We start from the raw sequence: 18,062 nt of genomic DNA, 5'->3' as shown, positions 1-18,062 counted from the left end.
CCGGGCGGACGGTTCGGGTATTCAAGCTGCGCGTTGCAACCGCGGACTACGACGTCGGCTCTGCGCCCACGCTGGCCGCTTCGGTTTCCGGAACGGCGGCTTCCAGAGGGCCGCTTTCCGCGTTGCCCCTGCGGTAACGCCATACGCCGATGCCGACCACGACCGCAGCGAGGCCGACTGACAGCAGGAGTGACTCCCTGGTGGATTCGAGAATCACCATGCCGATGATGAGCGCGACGATGCTGCCGATGGCCAACCACGTCAGGTAGGGGAACAGCCACATCTTCAGGGCAAGGTCCTTGGCGGCGGAACCCATCCGGCGGCGCAGGATCAGCTGCGACACGGCAATGACCAGCCAGACGAACAGCGCGATGGCACCGGAGGTGTTCACCAGAAACAGGAACACGGTGTCCGGAGCGATGTAGTTCAGGCCCACGGTAATGAAGCCCACCACGGTGGAGGCCAGAACAGCCGCGGCCGGCACGCCGCGGCGGGAGATCTTCATCCAGGACTTCGGGGCATCCCCGCGCCGGGAGAGTGAGAAGAGCATCCGACTGGCCGTGTAGAGGCCGGAGTTCAGGCAGGACAGCACGGACGTGAGCACAACGATGTCCATGATGGTGCCGGCGCCGGGGATGCCGAACAGTTCGATCACCGCAACATACGGGCTTTTGGCGACGTTGGCTGAGTTCCACGGCAGCAGGGTGACAACAATGGCAATGGAGCCGATGTAGAAGACCAAGATGCGCCAGACCGTGGACTTCACGGCCTTCTTCACGGCATCCACGGGGTTCTCGGACTCGCCGGCGGCGATGGTGGCGATTTCGGCGCCGAAGAAGGAGAAGACCACCACGAGGATGCCGGCGAGCACCGCTCCCGGCCCGTTCGGCAGGAAGCCGCCGTTGTCGGTCAGGTTGCTCAGTCCCGGTGCCGGAACGCCGGGGACCAGGCCCAGGATGGCTGCCACACCAAAGAGCAGGAAGAGGACAATGGCCGCGACCTTGATGGAGGCAAACCAGAACTCGAACTCACCGTAGGACTTCACCGAGCCAAGGTTGGTCAGTGTCAGCAGGACCATGAGGAGCAGGGCCCAGATCCACTGGTCGATGCCGGGAACCCAGCGGTGCATGATGGCGGCACCGGCGGTCGCCTCGATTCCGAGCACGATGATCCAGAACCAGGCGTAGAGCCAGCCGATGCTGAAGCCTGCCCAACTGCCCAGAGCCTTGTCGGCGTACGTGGAGAAGGATCCGGTCTCGGGATTGGCGGCAGCCATCTCACCCAGCATCCGCATCACCAGGATGACCACGATTCCGGCGGCCGTGTAGGCAAGCAGGATGCCCGGTCCTGCCTGCTGGATTGCGGCACCGGAGCCGACGAACAGCCCTGCGCCAATGACCCCGGCGATGGCGATCATGGACAGGTGGCGGGGTTTCAGGGATTTCGAGAGTTGCTGGTCAGCGTGCATGAATGCGCCGTCCTCTTGTTGATTTCAGATCTTGGGTGTGGGCCGGAGCCGGCAGGAGCGTGTGCCGCGTCCCACATGATGCGTCCCACATGATGCGTTTCACACTAGGCGAGCAGCCAAGGGCAGAGACTTATGCAGTCGCACAGTTTGCCTCGCCGGAAAACGGGCAGACTTCCAACGGGAAGTACTAATAGTCAACGCAAGTTTTCTGGGGCGGACTTTTGTAACGGAGCGGAAATCTTCGCCCAGCGGGCACATCTATGCCGGAACCGCGAAGAACCGTTCCGTCACCTTAGCAAGACGGTGCGGATCCTCCACGCCGCACAGTTCCCTCGCGGAGTGCATCGACAGGAGGGGCACCCCCACGTCCACGGTCCTGATGCCCAGCCGGGTGGCCGTCAGCGGCCCGATGGTGGAGCCGCACGGCATGACGTTGTTGGACACGAATTCCTGGTAGGGAACGCCGGCTTCGCCGCAGAGCCGTGCCCAGAGGGCGGCACCGGCGGCGTCCGTGGCATAGCGCTGGTTGGCATTGATCTTGAGCAACGGCCCCCCGTTGAGGAGGGGATGGTTGACGGGATCATGCCGCTCGGGATAGTTCGGGTGGACAGCGTGTCCGGCATCCGCGGAAACGCAGAACGACGCCGCAAACGCCTGCCGCCGCTGGCTCACCGACGCCCCCAGCCCGTCCGAAATGCGGACCAGGACGTCCTCGAGCACGGGCCCGCAGGCGCCCGAGCGCGACGCCGAACCGATTTCCTCATGATCAAACGCAGCAAGCACGGCAATCGGGGCCGGTACGGTGGTGGAGGAACCGCCCCCCGGCCGTGACGCGAGGGCGATAAGGGCCATCAGCCCGGCGTGCGTCGCGGAGAGGTTATCCAGCCGGCCGGAGGCGAAAAACTCGCCCTTGGCCCCGAAAACGGCAGCCGGCTGCGTGTCCGCAATGACGACGTCGTATCCCCCGATCTGCGCAGGGTCAACAGTCCCGGCGCCGGACACACGCTGGGCCAGGAGTCCCAGCAGGTCCTCCCCGGCTGGATCGCCGAGGCCGAACACCGGATTCATGTGCTGCTGCTTGTCCAGGGCCAAGCCCTCATTCACGGCACGGTCGAGGTGGATGGCGAGTTGAGGAAAGCGCAGGAGCGGACCGGTGGCGGTGAGGTGCTGGGTGCCGTCGAGCATGACCAGGCGTCCGGCAAGCTGCAGTTCGCGGTCCAGCCACGAGTTCAGCAGGGGTCCGCCGTAGACTTCCACGCCGGCCTGCAGCCAGCCGAACCTGCCGGTGGTGGGCTTGGGCTTGAGCTTGAAAGACGGCGAATCCGTGTGCGCGCCCAGAATGTTGAAGCCGGTGGTGGGGCCGGCACCATCGGGGGTCACCCAGGCGATCAGTGCGCCGTCGCGGATCACATAAAACTTGCCTGCCGCCGCTTCCCACGGCTCAAGCTCGTCCAGCCCGGTAAAGCCCGCCCCGTCCAGCCTCCGCGCCGCTTCGTGGACGGCGTGAAAGCTCGACGGCGATGCGCTGACATAGTCGCCCAGGTCCCGGATGTGGTCTGCGGCAGAGGTGTGGAGAGGCATGGCTCCGAGTCTAGCGCCGCGTTAGACAGTGACGTTGAGACCTGCGGTATAGCCGGCCGATACTGAACCCGACATGGTGGCGAGCTGGTAGATGCCGCCGTCGTCGCCGAAGACGTTGTCCGACTGCAAGGTGGTGTTGGGGAAATTCTGGGCGCTGGTCTCATAGCCAGGGGACGTGTAGACCACCTTGCAGGCCGCATCGGTCATCGCGATCTGCGAGACCGCCAGCACCTGCCCGGCCGCTGTGGCGTTATTCATGGATTCAAAGACTTCGAAGTGGATGTGCGGCCAGCGGCCGTTGTAGGCACCCGGGTAGACGGTCTTGAAGGTGACCTGCCCGTTAGCGTCCGCTTCCTGCACGCCGCGGAGGTAGTTCTCGTTTTCCAACCCGGAATCGTACAGGGAGTACTTTCCGTCCCGGTCACAGTGCCAGGCGTAGACGGCGGCGCCGGCCAGCGGAACGCAGCCGTTGGCGTTGTCGAGCAGGGTCAGCGTGACGGTCAGCGGTACGCCGTCGACCTTCGTGGCTGACGTACCGAAGCTGGACGTGATGTCCTGCCGCACCACGCCGGAGGCCTCGAGGACGTTCGGGCCGTTGGACCCGTCGCCCGGGTAGGGACCGGCCGTTTCCTGCGGGATCTCCACACCGCACTCGGCGATCGCCCGGGTCACCGTAGGGGAAGCTGTGGGGGATGCACTGGCGGAGGATGCGGCGGAAGCCGCGGGCGCCGTCGTCGTGCCCGTGGATCCGGCCGGCGCGGACGCCGAGGTTCCGGTGGTGCCCGCAGAACCGGACGACCCACCCGGCGTGCACGCAGCCAGCGCAGCAGCCGCCGTGCCGGCGCCAAAGAACATGCCCAGGGATCGCCTGCTCATCAGCGTCGTGAGGTCGAACTGGAGGCCACGGTCGTGGTCGGGATGCGGCCTGTGCGGGGAGTGCTGCACGTCGGGGGTGCGGGGTGATGTGCTCATGGATCCATGAAACGCCAGGCAGCTATGGCCCGCATAGGGCAATCCTGTGCGGAAGCTGTGCGCGGGGCGCCTGGCGGTACCTGCCGGCGGCCGGTTCAGTAGTCCGGGTTGCTGGGGGTCACGAGTCCTGTTTCGTAGGCATAGACCACGGCCTGGACCCGGTCCCGCAGGTGGAGTTTGGTGAGGATCCGCCGGACATGGGTCTTCACCGTGGCCTCCGAGAGGAAGTACCGGTGCGCGATTTCGGCATTGGACAGGCCCTCGGCCATTGCCTCCAGCATTTCGGTTTCCCGCGGAGTCAGAGCTTCCAGCAGCGGATCCCGGTGGGCGGGGGTGGCGGCAGCCGCGGCCGGCGCGTTGGCAGCCGCACCACGGACGTAGGTTTCCAGGAGCCGTTGGGTAACGCGGGGCGCGACGACGGCGTCACCGCTGGCCACCACCCGCACGGCCTGGACCAGCTCGGACGGCGCCACGTCCTTGAGCAGAAAGGCCGACGCTCCGGCCTGCAGCCCGGCAAAAGCGTACTCATCGAGGTCGAAGGTGGTCAGGATGATGATCCTGGCGCACGAGCCGGAGACGGTGATGGCGCGGGTGGCCTCAATCCCGTCCAGGACCGGCATCCGGACGTCCATGAGAACGACGTCGGGCTTGAGCTCGCGGACCTCCCGGACTGCCTCGGCCCCGTCCGAGGCTTCGCCCACCACTTCCAGATCGTCTTCGCCCTCCAGAATGAGCCGGAAGCCCATCCTCAGTAGCGGCTGGTCATCCACCAGCAAAACCCGGATGCGTCCGGCGTCGCTCATTCTTCCCCCTTGTTGCCGTTGAGTGCCAGGACAGCCTTCACCCGCCAGCCGCCGCTGGTGGTCCGCCCAGCCTCCACGGTACCCCCGTAGATCCCGGCCCGTTCCTTCATGCCCGTCAATCCCTGCCCCGAACCAAGCGCGCCTGTGCCGGTGGGTGCGGAGCCGGTGCCCCGGCCGTCATCCACTACTTCGATGGTGACCGTGGACGGGTCACGGACCACCGTAACGTCAACGCGGCTCAGCGCCCTGCCATATCGCAGCACGTTGGTCAGCGACTCCTGAACAATGCGGTAGACGGTCAGCTGGAACGCGGCATCCGCCGGCAGCGCGGGTCCGGTGTGCGAGTAGTGCACGGGAAGCCCTGCCGCACGGAACCCGTCCAGGAGCTTGGCGAGGTTGTCCCCGGCAGCCAGCGGCTCGCGCGGCGCCTGCCCCGCGGACGCGTCGTCGCGCAGGACCCCGAGAACGCGGCGCATATCCGCCAGGGCGGTACGCCCGGTCCGGGACATCTCTGCCAAGACCTCTGCCGCGCGTTCGGGATCCTTCCGGACCACCACGGCGGCCCCGTCCGAAAGTGTGACCATGACGGTCAGCGAGTGCGCCACGACGTCATGCATTTCCCGTGCGATCCGGTTCCGTTCGTTGACGGAGCCGAGCTTGGCCGCCTGGGCCGCCCACGCGGCAATCTCCTGTTCGTGTTCCCGGCGCTGGCGAACCGATATTCCGATGCCTGTGGCGAGAACGTTTGAGAGCGCGATGGTTGTGCCCGCCGCGATGCTTGAGATCAGCTGGAACTCTTCGGGCGACGTTGCAGAGGCGGGCAGTTCCCTCTCCAGCGGACCCACAGCCGCGAAGAAGTAGAGCAGCGCCAGCGGTGCCGTCGCGAGCGCAAGCGTAACCAGGGCGAACCGCCTGGTGCGCACCACGGCGAGGGCGTAAAGCGAGAACCAGAGCCCGGCGGAAACGTTGGTCCCCCAGGGATGCAGCACGGTGACAGCCACCTCCACGGCCGCAATGAACGCCACAAGAGGAACCGGATAACGTCGCCGGAGAAACAAGGACAGGGCGACGGCGGTGAGCAGCCCGGCTGCCAGCCAAACCCCGGCGCGTACGGCGTCCACCATGGTGGGTGTCACCAGCAGGAGATAGCAGAGAACCACCACGGCATCCATGACGCGCGGATGCTGGTGCAGGTAGCGGCGCAGGCGGCCGCGGCGCCTGGCCGCTATCTCGGCGAAGGACGCGCCGCCCTGGCCGGCCGGCGCGTCCTTCAGTGGAACAGCTTCAGTCATGAAACGAGCCTAGGCTCTGACCCTAGACGTCGCGGATTTTCAGCAGGATCGTGGCGAGGGCCAGCGGCACCACTACCCAGGCGCCCAGGACAAGTCCGGCCTGCCAGACTTCGAGGGTGTCCGGGACGTGCTCTACGGCCGTCAGGGGCGTCAGCGTGTTGCCGGGCAGGTACTTGCGGGCTTCCACGAAGAAGTCGCCCGGAATCAGCTGGAAGGCGATGGGTGCCACGAAGAACAGTCCCACGAGGCTCATGATGCCTCCGGCCGAGTTCCGCACCAGAGTCCCGAGGGCCATGCCGATCGCGGCCACGGCAGCCACATAGGCACTGTTGACGAGCAGCAGCTTGATTGACTGGGAACTGGCAAGATCCAGCTTCAGGCCGTAGTTGTCCAGGATCGGCACGGCAACCAGGCCCGCAACGTAGGTGGATACGGCCGTCAGGATGAAGGCGCTGACCATCACCACGGCGAGCTTGGCGACGAACGCGGGGATCCGTTTGGGCACGGCGGCAAACGTGGAGCGGGCCATTCCTGTGGTGAACTCGGAGCTCATGAGCAGCACGCCCAGCGAGCCAAGGATGAGCTGGGCGAAGGCGATGCCGGACGTGGGGACAGTGACTGCGAGGTCCCCGCCCTGGGCCGCCAGTGCTTCCGCCGCCTGGGGATCGGAGCCGGCCGCATCAGCGAACTGGCCGGTTCCCCAGGCGGACAGGGCGCCGAACCCCACCATCACCACGGCCGTGGCGGCGAGCAGGATCAGGGTGGACAGAAGCGTCCGGAACTTGATGAATTCAGAGTTCAGCACGCGGAAGAAACTGGGTCCAGGACCCGGGCTGGCGGTACGGGCGTTGCTGGAGTGCGCGGGGCCGGCGCTGCGGGGGCCGGGCTGGGCGACGGTTGATGTGCTCATGGCTTTAGTTGCCTCCGGACTGGACGGGGACGGGGACTCCCGTGGTAATCAGCGAGTGGTATTCGACCTCATCCTTGGTCAGCTCCATGTACGCCTCTTCGAGGCTGGCCTGCAGCGGAGTGAGTTCGTAGATCATGACGCGGCTGTCGAGCGCCGCCCGTGCGATCTGGCGGGGGTCCAGGCCCTTGACCTCGAGCAGTTCGTGGTCCTGGACTTCAACGGAGACGCCGGTTCCGGCGAGGACGTTCATAAGCTGGTCGGGCTGGTCCGTGCGGACCCGCGTCCGGGTCTGTCCCTTGCCGGTGATGATGTCCTTGATGGGTGCATCGGCGATGATCTTGCCGCGGCCGATCACGATGAGATGGTCGGCGGTCAGCGCCATCTCGCTCATGAGGTGGCTGGACAGGAACACCGTGCGGCCCTCGGAGGCCAGGAACTTGACCAGATTGCGGACCCACACCACGCCTTCGGGGTCGAGGCCATTGACCGGTTCGTCCAGGATGATGGTCTGCGGGTCGCCCAGGAGCGCGGCGGCGATGCCCAGGCGCTGCCCCATGCCAAGTGAGAAACCCTTGACCTTTTTTCGGGCCACGTCGGCCAGGCCCGTCATCTCGATGACTTCGTGAACACGTTTCTTGGGGATGCTGTGGGTGGCGGCCATGGCCAGGAGATGGTTGTAGGCCGACCGGCTCGTGTGGACAGCCTTCGCGTCCAGGAGGGCGCCGATCTCACGGAGCGGGGCCACGTGCCGGGCGAACGGGACGCCGTTCACGGTGACCGTTCCCGCCGTCGGGCGGTCCAGTCCCATGATCATGCGCATGGTGGTTGATTTGCCGGCCCCGTTGGGGCCCAGGAAGCCGGTGACCCGTCCGGCCTGGACGGTGAAGTCGACGCCGCCGACGGCGGTTTTGTCGCCGTAGACCTTCGTCAGGCCTTGTGCCTCGATCATGGAGCGGTCCTTTGCCTAGCTGCGGAGTGCTGATTGGTCTGCACGTTCCACGCTACCGATGCGGACGGCCGAATTCGCCGGTCTCAGGGATGATTCAGGGGCGAATCAGGGTTGTCCGGCGTAGTCCGGACGGATGAGCCCCTAGTCCTTCGGACGCGGCGAGTAGTACTTCAGTGCGCCGCGCTTGAGAGTGATTTCAACTGCTCGCACACCCGGCATGGTTTCACCGTCCACAGCGAGCACCATGGGCACCGTTCCGCATTCAAGCCGCACGTGGCTGGCCTCCCTGAGGTGGGTAATTTTGGAGGTGGCCACGGTGCCTGTCAGCACGGACCAGAGCATGCGGAGGCGCGCAAAGGATTCGTCGGCGGTGATCATCCTGACATCCAGCACTCCGTCGTCGAGCACCGGGCGGAAGAGCGGGGCATGGTCCCTGGGGTAGTAGCGGCCCCGGCCAAGGTACATGATCCACAGTTTGTGGCGGACGCCGTCCACAATCAGCGTGACGGGCTTTTCCACTGCGAACGTGCGGAACATCGCCGCGACCCCTGCCAGCGGCTTTCCCAAGGCCGGCTGCAGCTGTTCGCGGCGGCGGACCAGGTTGGGGTAGAGCCCGATACTGGCGGTGTTGAGCATGATGAGCTCCACCATTTCGGGGTCGTCCGCCAGCCCTCGTTCCACGGCCACGATCCCGACGTCGGCCTGCGCCGCCTCGCCCTTTCCCGCGGCTTCGACCGCTTCCTGGAGCGAGGGCGTTCCGGCGTCCCTGGCGAAATGGTTGAGCGTGCCGCCCGCCAGTACCAGCAGGGGAAGGTCATGTCCGACGGCGACCGCAGCGGCCGTGCCCACGGTTCCGTCACCGCCCCACACCGCCAGCGCACGCGTCCCGGGCCGCGTCGCCGCCGTTTCTATCTGTTCGGCCAGGTCTTGGTCCGGCGCGATCGTGGTTATATGTGCAAGCGGGAATACTTCCCGAAGGGCCTCCGCGGTCTCCTCCGTGAAAGAACCCCCCAACGAATTCACCGCGATGCTCAGGCCCTCGCCGCTGGGCACCTGGGCCGTCTTGATCCACGTGCGGGTAGTGGGCGGGAACGGGGGCCGGACGGGCCACCATTTCCTGGTGATGAGGGCGGCCCCGGCTCCGATGGCCGAGCCGAAGAGGACGTCTGACGGCCAATGGGCCCCTGTATGCACCCGGGAGTATGCAACTCCGGCAGCAACGGGCGCCACCGCCGCGCCCAGAACCGGCTGGACGAGTCCTGTCCCGAGGGCGAAAGCGACTGCCGACGCAGAATGGCCGGACGGCATGGAGGAGCTGGTGGGCTGGGGATGGACGAAACGGAAAACCGGCAGGTGCTCGGGCAGCGGGCGCGTGCGGGGCAGCAGGGTCTTGAAGACGATGTTGGTGACGGCCGAAGCCACGCCCTGTGCGAGCAGCCCGTGAACGGCGGCCCTCCTTGTGCGTCCGGGAACAAGGGCGGCCACGGCGGCCACACCGAACCAGAGCTTGCCCTTGTTCGCTGACGCGGAAAGCCGGCGGAAGAAGGTGTCATGATGCCCGCCTGGAAATCCCGAGACCGCCCGCATCAGTGCGCGGTCCATCCCCGCCACCCAGCCCGGGCCCCGTCGCAGCATTCTTCGCATCAGCCCACCCTACCGCCGGGGTGCGGGGCTGGGCGTTGGCCCGCCCGGGTCGCGGTTCGCTCCTTCGAGGTTCATTACCTCGAGGACAACGGCTTCGCGGCTCCGGCCAGCAGCAGCGCCACCAGGATCGGTGCGCCGATGGCAAGGAGCGCCAGGTGGATACCGGTGAGGTCGCCCAGATAACCGAGCAGCGGAGGGCCGGCGAGGAACGCCACGTAGCCGATGGTGGAGACCACCGAAACCCTCGCAGCGGCGTGCTTGGGGTCATCGGCGGCGGCGGACATTCCCATGGGGAACGCCAAGGCTGCCCCGACTCCCCACAGGGCGGCACCCACGGCGGCAAGCCAAACGTCGCCCGCGAAGACGAACAGCGCGAGGCCGGCAGCCGCCGCGGCCATGCTCGCCCGGAGCACGGCCACCCGCCCGTACCTGTCGATGACGCCGCCTCCGAAAAAGCGCATGGCTGTCATGGCCAGCACAAAGAGTGCGAAGAGCAGCGCCCCGGTGGACTCCGTCGTGCCGAGGCCGTCCACCGATGCCTTGGCGATCCAGTCGTTGCCCGCCCCTTCGGTCAGAGTGGCACCGAGAACCACTACCCCGATCAGCAAAGTGCGGGAATTTCGCCAGGCGGACGGACCGCGGGCCGGTTTGGATTCACCGGCGTCCGGCACCTGCGGTGCTTCATGGGGAAGAAAGTAGCGCGGCGTGATGAAGGTCAGCAGGGCAACGGCGGCTGCGATGACCAGGAGGTGCTCGGGCAGGCCCACGCCAACTCCGGAAAGCCCCGCACCGATGAGTGCACCCAAGAAAGCCCCGCCGCTAAAAGCCGCATGGAACTTGGGCATGATCGTCCGGCGGAGGCGATGCTCGACGTCGGCCCCTTCGACATTCTGGGAAACATCCCACAGACCGACGCCCATGCCGAAAAAGAAGAGCGCGACGGCAGTACCCGGAACAGACTCCGCGAGCAGCGCGATCGCGATGCCCACACCCGCCATCGCCGCCAGCAAGCCACTTGCCCGGACACTGTTGGCCGTGCCGATCCTGCTGATGACATGCCCGGCGGTGGGCAGCGCGATCAGCGAGCCGACGGCGGTGCACAGCAGAAGCGTGCCCATCTGCCCGGACGAGATGTGCAGGATTTCGGTGACCGCCGGAATCCGGGCCGCCCAGCTGGCGAAGACCAGGCCGTTGGCGCCGAAAATAATGAATGTGGCAACGGCTGCGGCGGAGACCTGCCGGTCGGCGATCTGCTGGGTGGAAGTCATTCGACAACTCTAGCCAAAGGTCGCTGGCTGGGCGTGCCGAAACCCGGGTCCACCTCGGGATTCAGCAGGTGCCCAACGCTCTCTCACTTCCCGCCGCCCCATCCCCAACGCTCTCTCACTTCCTGCCGCCGCATCCCCAACGCTCTTTCACTCCCTGCAGCCACATCCCCAACGCTCTCTCACTTGTCGCAAATAACGCCAAACGCTCCCTCACCGTGTGAGAGAGCGTTGGCACAAAACGTGCAGAAAGTGAGAGAGCGTCGTGCTTAGCGGGCGCGCTCCACGCGCTTTTCGTCCCAGACCGGCTCCGCGGATTCGTAGACGCGCCCGTCGGAACCGAACACCAGGAAGCGGTCGAAAGTCCGGGCGAACCAGCGGTCGTGGGTGACAGCGAGGACTGTGCCCTCAAAGTGGTCGATGGCCCGCTCGAGGGCCTCTGCGGAATGCAGGTCCAGGTTGTCGGTGGGCTCGTCCAGCAGCAGCAACGTGGCACCGGAGAGCTGCAGCAGCAGGATCTGGAACCGCGCCTGCTGCCCGCCGGAGAGCGACTCGTATTTCTGCTCGGACTGGCCTGCGAGCCCGTAGCCGTCCAGCGCTCCGGCGGCGGCCTCGCGCGCCAGTCCGGAGCGGTGTTCGTCGCCGCGGTGCAGAATCTGCAGCAGGGTCTTCCCGAGCAGGTCCGGCCGCACGTGGGTCTGCGCGAAGAAGCCGGGGCGGATGCGGGCGCCGAGTTTTACGGTTCCTTCGTGGGGCACTTCGGCGATTTCGACGTCGGACACCGGCAGGTGTTCGCGCTCCGGGTCGGTGCCCCCGGTGGCGAGCAGCCGCAGGAAGTGGGATTTACCGGAGCCGTTGGAGCCCAGCACGCCCACCCGGTCCCCGAACCAGATTTCGGTGGAGAACGGCTTCATGAGGCCTGTCAGTTCGAGCTTTTCGGCCACGATGGCGCGTTTGGCCGTGCGGCCGCCCTTGAGACGCATCCGCACGTTCTGCTCGATGGGCAGCGCCTCGGGCGGCCCGACCTCCAAGAACTTTGCGAGGCGCGTCTGGGCGGCGTGGTACCGGTTGGCCATGTCCGAGCGGAATGCCGCCTTGTTCTTGTACATGTTGACGAGTTCTTTGAGCTTGATGTGCTCCTCGTCCCAGCGTTTGCGGAGCTCCTCGAAGCGGGCATTGCGGTCGGCGCGTGCCTCCACGTACGACCCGAAGCCGCCGCCGTGTACCCAGGCACCGGCACCGTTGATGCCCGGCTCAAGGGTGACGATGCGGCCGGCAGCGTTGTTCAGCAGCTCGCGGTCGTGGCTGATGAAGAATACGGTCTTCTTCGACTCATTGAGCCTTCCCTCGAGCCACCGCTTGCCCGGGACGTCGAGGTAGTTGTCCGGTTCGTCGAGGAGCAGCAGCTCATCAGGGCCCGCGAACAGCGCCTCCAGCACCAGGCGCTTCTGCTCGCCGCCGGAAAGGCTCGACGCCGGGCGGTGCTGCGCGCGGTCAAACGGCAGTCCCAGCGCGGCCATGCAGACTTCGTCCCAGACGGTCTCGACGTCGTAGCCGCCGGCGTCTCCCCAGTCGACGATCGCCTGGGCGTACCGCATCTGGGTGGGTTCGTCGTCGTGCTCCATCATAGCGAGCTCGGCGTCGTCCACGGCGCGGGCAGCGGCCGCCAGTGCCGCCGGGGCGGCAGAAACCAAGAGGTCCTTGACCGTGGAATCATCCCGGACCTGGCCCACGAACTGGCGCATGATGCCCATGTTGCCGGATCGGCCGATCACGCCCTCGTCCGGAATGAGATCGCCGGCGATGATGCGGAACAGTGTGGTTTTTCCGGTGCCGTTGGGGCCGATCAGGGCTGTCTTGGTGCCGTCGGGGACCTTGAAGGTCACCCCGTTGAGCAGCTGGGTGCCGTCGGAGAGGAAGTAGTCGATGCCGGAAACGTCAATATGGGCCACCCGGCAATCTTCCCATGGCTGACTCCTACGCTCCCGCACGTCCCGTCACCAGGCGGCCAAACCCTCCTGCGTTCGCTGCAGGAGGGTTTCGCGGAACGTTGCGGGAGCTGCGGGAGCGTTCGGATCAGCCGGCGGCAGTCAGGAACTTCTTTAGGAGTGGCCCGGACGTGGTGGCGCCCAGCCCGCCGTCTTCAACAAAGACCGCCACAGCCAGGTCACCATGTACTGCGATGATCCAGGCGTGCGTCTTCGGCGGCTTGGCGTCGCCAAACTCCGCTGTGCCGGTCTTGGCGCCCACGGGTTCGCCCGGCACATCAGCCAGGAAGCCCGCATGTCCGGAGGTCACCACCGCGCGCATCATGTCGGCGAGGGAAGCGGCCTCCACCTTGGTCACCGGAGTCTGCGCATTTTTCGCGGGAGCCTCTGCCGTGACGGTCGACGACGGCGACGCGCCTTCTGCGGGTTGCGTGCCTGCCGCTCCGCTGGCGGCGGGTGAGGCACCCGGGGTGGCGTCCGGGTTGAGGACCAGCACCGGCGACACCGGTGCGCCCTTGGCGACTGAGCCGGCCATGATGGCAGCGGAAAGCGGGGACATCAGCACCCTGCCCTGGCCGATCATGGCCGCCGCGTGCTCGGTACCCTCGGCCTCACCGGGAACGGAACCAAGAAAGGCATCAGCCCCCAGCTTCGGGGCCTCAACCGCCACGCCCAGGGACGTTGCCGCTGATTCAAGCTGCGCCTGCGACACCTTCTCCCGTACTGAGATGAAGGCCGTGTTGCACGAGTGGGCAAAGGCGTCGCGCAGTGTCACCGAGCCCAGCGAATCGGCGGGATAGCCTTCCGCATTCTTGAACTTGCGTCCATCCACCGTCAGCGTCGGCGTGCATTCCACCGTTGAATCTGGGGTGAACCCGTTGCGCAGCATGGCCAGGGAGTCCACCACCTTAAAGGTGGAGCCGGGTGCGTACTGGCCGAGCATTGCGGTGTTGTAGCCGTTGCTCCCGGGGCCGGACGCCGCGGCCAGCACGGCTCCCGTGGACGGACGGAGGGCCACGATGGCGGAGGCAGGCTTGATGTCCGCGAGGGTGTCTTCCGCGAGCTGCTGCAGCTTTGGGTCGAGAGTAGTCTTGAGCGGCGTTCCGGCGGTCGCCTTGATCTCGAAGACGGTGCGGCGCGGATCGGTCGGGGCGGCCTGGATCTCTTCCCTCGTGAGATCCGCGCGCTGCACCCTGATCGCAAGGCCGGCCGTTCCACGGAGCTGCTCGTCGTACTGCTGCTGCAAACCGCCGGTGCCTGTGACGTCGCCGGCGGTCAGGGCGCCGTCGGACTTTTCGATCTGTTCTGCGCTGGCCTCGCCGACGGTGCCGAGTATGGCGCGGGCAAAGTTGCGGGTGGGGGCGAGCGGCAGCTTGTCGGGGATGGCGCGGCCGCCGGGAATGGCCTCGATCTGGGCGTCGGTGACGGTGCGGCTGTTGGTGTCCCGGAGGGTGATGGCGGGAACAAAGGCTTCCGGTCCGGAGGCCTCAACCTGCTGGGCGTAGGCCGCGGGGTCGATACCCACGAGTTTGGCCAGCTTGGTGGCTGAATCGGCCGCAGCCGCGGTGCCGAGCTGTGGTTTGTCGATGCCGACGTTGACCACGGGCCGGTAGGTGACGAGTTGAGCATCCTGCGCGCCCAGGATGTCCGCGCGCTGCGGGGACTGTGTGGACTTGCTGAGGATCTCCCCTTCGACGAGGTCCGGCACAAGCATGCCCGGGGACCAGACCGTGAGCCACTTGTCTGCGGACTTCCGGAGCCCGGCAGAAACGGTGTACTTCCATTCGCCGGAGTCGATCTTCCAGCTGTAGCTCAGCGGAAAGCTGGCCGTGTCTCCGTCAAGCTTGAGTTCTCCCGCTTCCACGGACGGCTTGGCAGGCTCGAGGGCCTTGAATACCTGTTTCAGCTGGTCGTTGGCCACGGAAGAGTCCCGGCCATCGAATGCAACGGGGCGGAGATCCAGCCCCGCCACGGCCGATGCCAGCTGCTTTGCGGCCGCTTCGGCACCGCCGCGGCCGTCATCGCAGGCCACCAACGACGTGCCAAGAATAAGACCGATGAGAGCAAGTGAAATTTTTTTTGAGTTCCCCACTGCGCCATTATGCCCCTTCCGGCAGCCCACCGCCTGTCACACCGCCGGTGGGCGGGCAGGAGTCGACTCAACCCTCGACCCCCAAGGCGCGCGTGAGGCGCGGTGAGCGTTGTCAGACGCCCAGCGCCGGTACATCCAAGCCAAATATGTCCTTGAGGGCATACTTTGCTGCATGAAAACCGGGCATCCCCGTGACGCCGGGGCCAGGCGGCGTGGACGAGGAGCACAGGTAGACGCCGCGGGCAGGGGTCCGCCACGGGACCGGTGACACCACGGGACGCTGGAGCAGTCCGCGGATGTCCAGAAGCCCAGCACTGAAATCGCCGCCGACGTAGTTCTCGTTATACGCGGCCAATTCGGCGGCAGTAGTCACCTTGTATTTGAGCACCACGTCCCTGAACCCCGGCGCGAATCGCTCCAGCTGATTTATCACGGCCTCGCCCATGTCCACCGTGGAGCCTGCAGGAACGTGGCAATAGCTCCACAGGATTTGCCGGCCGCCGGGGGCACGGCTGGAGTCAAAGGGGGAGGGTTGTGACACGAGCAAGTACGGCCGCTCCGGATGCCTGCCGACGGCGACGTCGTGTTCAGCCTGTGCCGTCTCGGCCCGCGTGCCGCCTACGTGGACTGTGCCGGCGTCGGCCAGTCCCGGGGCGGCCCACGGAACAGGTCCTGAGAGGATGAAGTCCACTTTGCAGGCACCGTTGCCGAAGCGGAAGGACTCCAGGGCGCGGCGATACGATGCCGGCAACCTGCTGCCCGCGAGTCTGGACAGGGCCGGTGGCGCCACGTCCAGCAGGACGGCCTTGGCAGGTTGTAGCTCCGCCAGTGAGGACACCGTGACCCCAGTATGGATTTCGCCCCCGTGCGCGCGAATATCCTCGGCCATGGCAGCGGCAATCGCCGCTGATCCGCCCACTGGAATGGGCCAGCCGTCCGCATGCGCAAGGGCATTCAGTAGCAGGCCCGCGCCCGCCGCGGCTAGGGACGGCAGCCGCGCCACCGCATGGGCCGCCACACCACTGACCAAAGCAGGTGCCAGATCCCCTCTGAACCGCAGGTTCCACAGCGGTGAGCCCTGTTCCAACGTCCTAAGACCCAGGATTGCGGCGGAAAATGGATGAGCCGGGATGCGCAGCAACTGGTCCGAGGTGGTTTCCACGATGCCGTCGAGGTGCCGGACCAGCGGAGCCATGAGCCGGCGGTAGGCGTGGCCATCTCGGCCCAGTTCGTCAGCGGTACGGTCCAGGGAGCGGTAGGCCAGCGCTGACCGCCCGCGGTCGAGCGGCGAGCCAAACTGGACTTTGGGCAGGGCAAGCTCGATGCGGCGTGGCAACTCGAAGGCCTTGAAAAACGGGGAAGCAAGCGCCATGGGATGGACGGCAGAACAGACATCGTGCCAGTGATCGGCCTCAATCACCTGCGATGTCCGGGTTCCGCCGCCAATCTCCGCCGCAGCCTCGTAGACCTGCACTTTCAGCCCGGCGCGGGCCATCACCACGGCTGCTGCGAGGCCGTTGGGTCCGGAACCGACGACGGCGACGTCAGGCATCGCGCGCAGCCGTCCGCCAAGGCAGCAGAGATACTGAGGGACGCAGGGGATCCAGCCGAAGCCGGTCAATGGCGTTATTGAAAGGCCCGCCGTGAGGGTCATCCATGAAATGGCGGCGGATAGGGTCGTATCGGGGGTCCCAGACATCCATTGCCACGCGCGCCATAAGATATGCCGTTGCAAGCATATGTCCCGCCACGGCCAGAACGTAGTAAGGCATGTCGATGTTGTGCTGTGAAACGCCGCCACTGGTCACTTGGCCAAGATACATCCAGATGGCAGCCCAGTGCAGCCCTTCGATCCCTTGCCAGACCAGGAAGTCCCGCCAACGGGGCCGAGCCAGGGCCAGCAGCGGGACCAGCCAGATCACGAACTGGGGGGAATACACCTTGTTGGTCAGGATGAAGGCGGCCACGATCAGGAACGTCAGTTGCGCGATACGCGGACGCCGGGGTGCGGTGAGCGCCAGAACAGTGATGAGAACACAGGCGAGCAGGAACAGGTTCAGGGCTAGGGTGTTGATGGCCTCGGGCGTGAGTATGGTCCATCGGACACGCTCTGCCACGAGGTTGTATGCGAACCAGGGAGAGCTGAATCCGGCCGGGCGGTCCTGCGTGAACTCGAAGAAATACTTCCAGCCGGCGGGGTCCTTCACGGCAAAGGGAACGTTGACGGCCAGCCAGGCAGCCGCGGCCGCCGCTGCGGGAATGACGAAAGCCCGGATCTTTCCGGTGCGCAGGGCCAGCAGAAGGATCGCACCGAAGACCAGCACCGGGTACAGCTTGGTGGCAGTCCCCAGGCCTATCAGGATCCCGGCGAGCACCAGCCGCTCCTTCGAGAAGAAGTACATGCCGAGAGCCAGCATTGCCACGGCCCACATGTCCCAGTTGATCACACCGGCCAAGACGATTCCCGGCGCCAAGGCCACCATGGCGGCGTCCCACGGGCGGCGGCGGGTCATCCGGGCCGTTGCAAGGACAGTGACGATCCAAACGGCCGCAATCAGCGTCGCGTTGACATCGAAGTAGCCCAGGACGCGCGAATCCGTAGCCCCTCTGCCCGGGACAAGCCAGGCCGTTGCTCCGGCGATGAGTCCCATCAGGACCGGGTACTCAAAAAGGGTGCCCTGGGTGAAGAAGGGGAAGGCGCCGTCGCCCAGTCCTCGGTTGCGGAACAGCTCCGGAAAGTCGGAATAGCAGGTGGAGTAAAACTGCGATGGGGTTGCCCATCCGTTGACCCGGCAATAGTCCTTGATGAGAATCCCGGCGAGGGCTGCCACCACGGTGAGGATGATCAGCACGCGTTCCACCGTGAAAAAGCCGGGGGAGACGATACCCGGTGCTGACCGCTGTCCTAAGGGGCCGCCGACAAGTTCAGTGAAATTTTTCAGCAGACGGTCGCTGCGGCTGGGTACCACCACGCGCGCACGCTTTCGATGGGGCGGCGGCTGTGTCTCCTGCATGGGTTCGAGCTTACCGGGGCCGTGTACCTCTTAGCGGATCGTTCAAGAGCGGGTGAAGCTTAACTGCGAAAGCCCGCGCGTGGC

At 66.1% G+C, this 18,062-nt stretch carries 13 protein-coding genes; all 13 read right to left on the bottom strand.

What is annotated here, in order from left to right:
• Nucleotides 1–46 precede the first annotated feature (46 nt).
• The 13 genes from AC1D14_RS03745 to AC1D14_RS03685 all read right to left on the bottom strand — a co-directional run bounded on the left by AC1D14_RS03745 (nucleotide 47) and on the right by AC1D14_RS03685 (nucleotide 17,978).
• Entirely contained in the window at nucleotides 47–1,468 is a 1,422-nt protein-coding gene (locus tag AC1D14_RS03745) for an amino acid permease (protein WP_230119151.1), read from the bottom strand.
• Between the two features lie 258 nt (nucleotides 1,469–1,726).
• On the bottom strand, nucleotides 1,727–3,049 hold the full coding sequence (locus tag AC1D14_RS03740) for a M18 family aminopeptidase (RefSeq protein ID WP_230119150.1): 1,323 nt from the start codon (nucleotides 3,047–3,049) through the stop codon (nucleotides 1,727–1,729).
• A 21-nt stretch (nucleotides 3,050–3,070) separates the two neighbouring features.
• A complete protein-coding gene (locus AC1D14_RS03735) occupies nucleotides 3,071–4,021 on the bottom strand; it encodes an intradiol ring-cleavage dioxygenase (protein WP_230119149.1) in 951 nt (316 codons plus the stop codon).
• Nucleotides 4,022–4,116: 95 nt separating this feature from the next.
• Entirely contained in the window at nucleotides 4,117–4,824 is a 708-nt protein-coding gene (locus AC1D14_RS03730; RefSeq protein WP_230119148.1) for a response regulator, read from the bottom strand.
• On the bottom strand, nucleotides 4,821–6,116 hold the full coding sequence (locus AC1D14_RS03725) for a sensor histidine kinase (protein ID WP_230119147.1): 1,296 nt from the start codon (nucleotides 6,114–6,116) through the stop codon (nucleotides 4,821–4,823). Before AC1D14_RS03725 ends, AC1D14_RS03730 begins: the two co-directional genes overlap by 4 nt.
• A 22-nt stretch (nucleotides 6,117–6,138) precedes the next feature.
• Nucleotides 6,139–7,026: an ABC transporter permease gene (locus AC1D14_RS03720; RefSeq protein WP_230119146.1), complete on the bottom strand. Its 888-nt coding sequence runs from the start codon at nucleotides 7,024–7,026 to the stop codon at nucleotides 6,139–6,141.
• 4 nt (nucleotides 7,027–7,030) lie between these two features.
• A complete protein-coding gene (locus AC1D14_RS03715; RefSeq protein WP_230119145.1) occupies nucleotides 7,031–7,975 on the bottom strand; it encodes an ABC transporter ATP-binding protein in 945 nt (314 codons plus the stop codon).
• Nucleotides 7,976–8,116: 141 nt separating this feature from the next.
• Nucleotides 8,117–9,619 (bottom strand): phosphatase PAP2 family protein, encoded by a 1,503-nt coding sequence (locus tag AC1D14_RS03710; RefSeq protein WP_476968062.1) that lies wholly within the window; start codon nucleotides 9,617–9,619, stop codon nucleotides 8,117–8,119.
• 74 nt (nucleotides 9,620–9,693) lie between these two features.
• A complete protein-coding gene (locus AC1D14_RS03705; protein WP_476881187.1) occupies nucleotides 9,694–10,887 on the bottom strand; it encodes an MFS transporter in 1,194 nt (397 codons plus the stop codon).
• Between the two features lie 266 nt (nucleotides 10,888–11,153).
• Entirely contained in the window at nucleotides 11,154–12,836 is a 1,683-nt protein-coding gene (locus AC1D14_RS03700; RefSeq protein WP_230119142.1) for an ABC-F family ATP-binding cassette domain-containing protein, read from the bottom strand.
• Nucleotides 12,837–12,960: 124 nt separating this feature from the next.
• Entirely contained in the window at nucleotides 12,961–14,964 is a 2,004-nt protein-coding gene (locus AC1D14_RS03695) for a penicillin-binding transpeptidase domain-containing protein (RefSeq protein ID WP_476968061.1), read from the bottom strand.
• A 112-nt stretch (nucleotides 14,965–15,076) separates the two neighbouring features.
• Nucleotides 15,077–16,516: a phytoene desaturase family protein gene (locus AC1D14_RS03690; RefSeq protein ID WP_230119140.1), complete on the bottom strand. Its 1,440-nt coding sequence runs from the start codon at nucleotides 16,514–16,516 to the stop codon at nucleotides 15,077–15,079.
• Nucleotides 16,509–17,978: a glycosyltransferase family 87 protein gene (locus AC1D14_RS03685; protein WP_230119139.1), complete on the bottom strand. Its 1,470-nt coding sequence runs from the start codon at nucleotides 17,976–17,978 to the stop codon at nucleotides 16,509–16,511. The genes AC1D14_RS03690 and AC1D14_RS03685 overlap by 8 nt, the downstream gene beginning before the upstream one ends.
• Nucleotides 17,979–18,062 lie beyond the last annotated feature (84 nt).

It is taken from the genome of Arthrobacter sp. P1_B11 (genome assembly GCF_056406715.1).
Note: the sequence above shows the minus strand (reverse complement) of the source record. Positions and strands in the feature narration are given on the sequence as shown.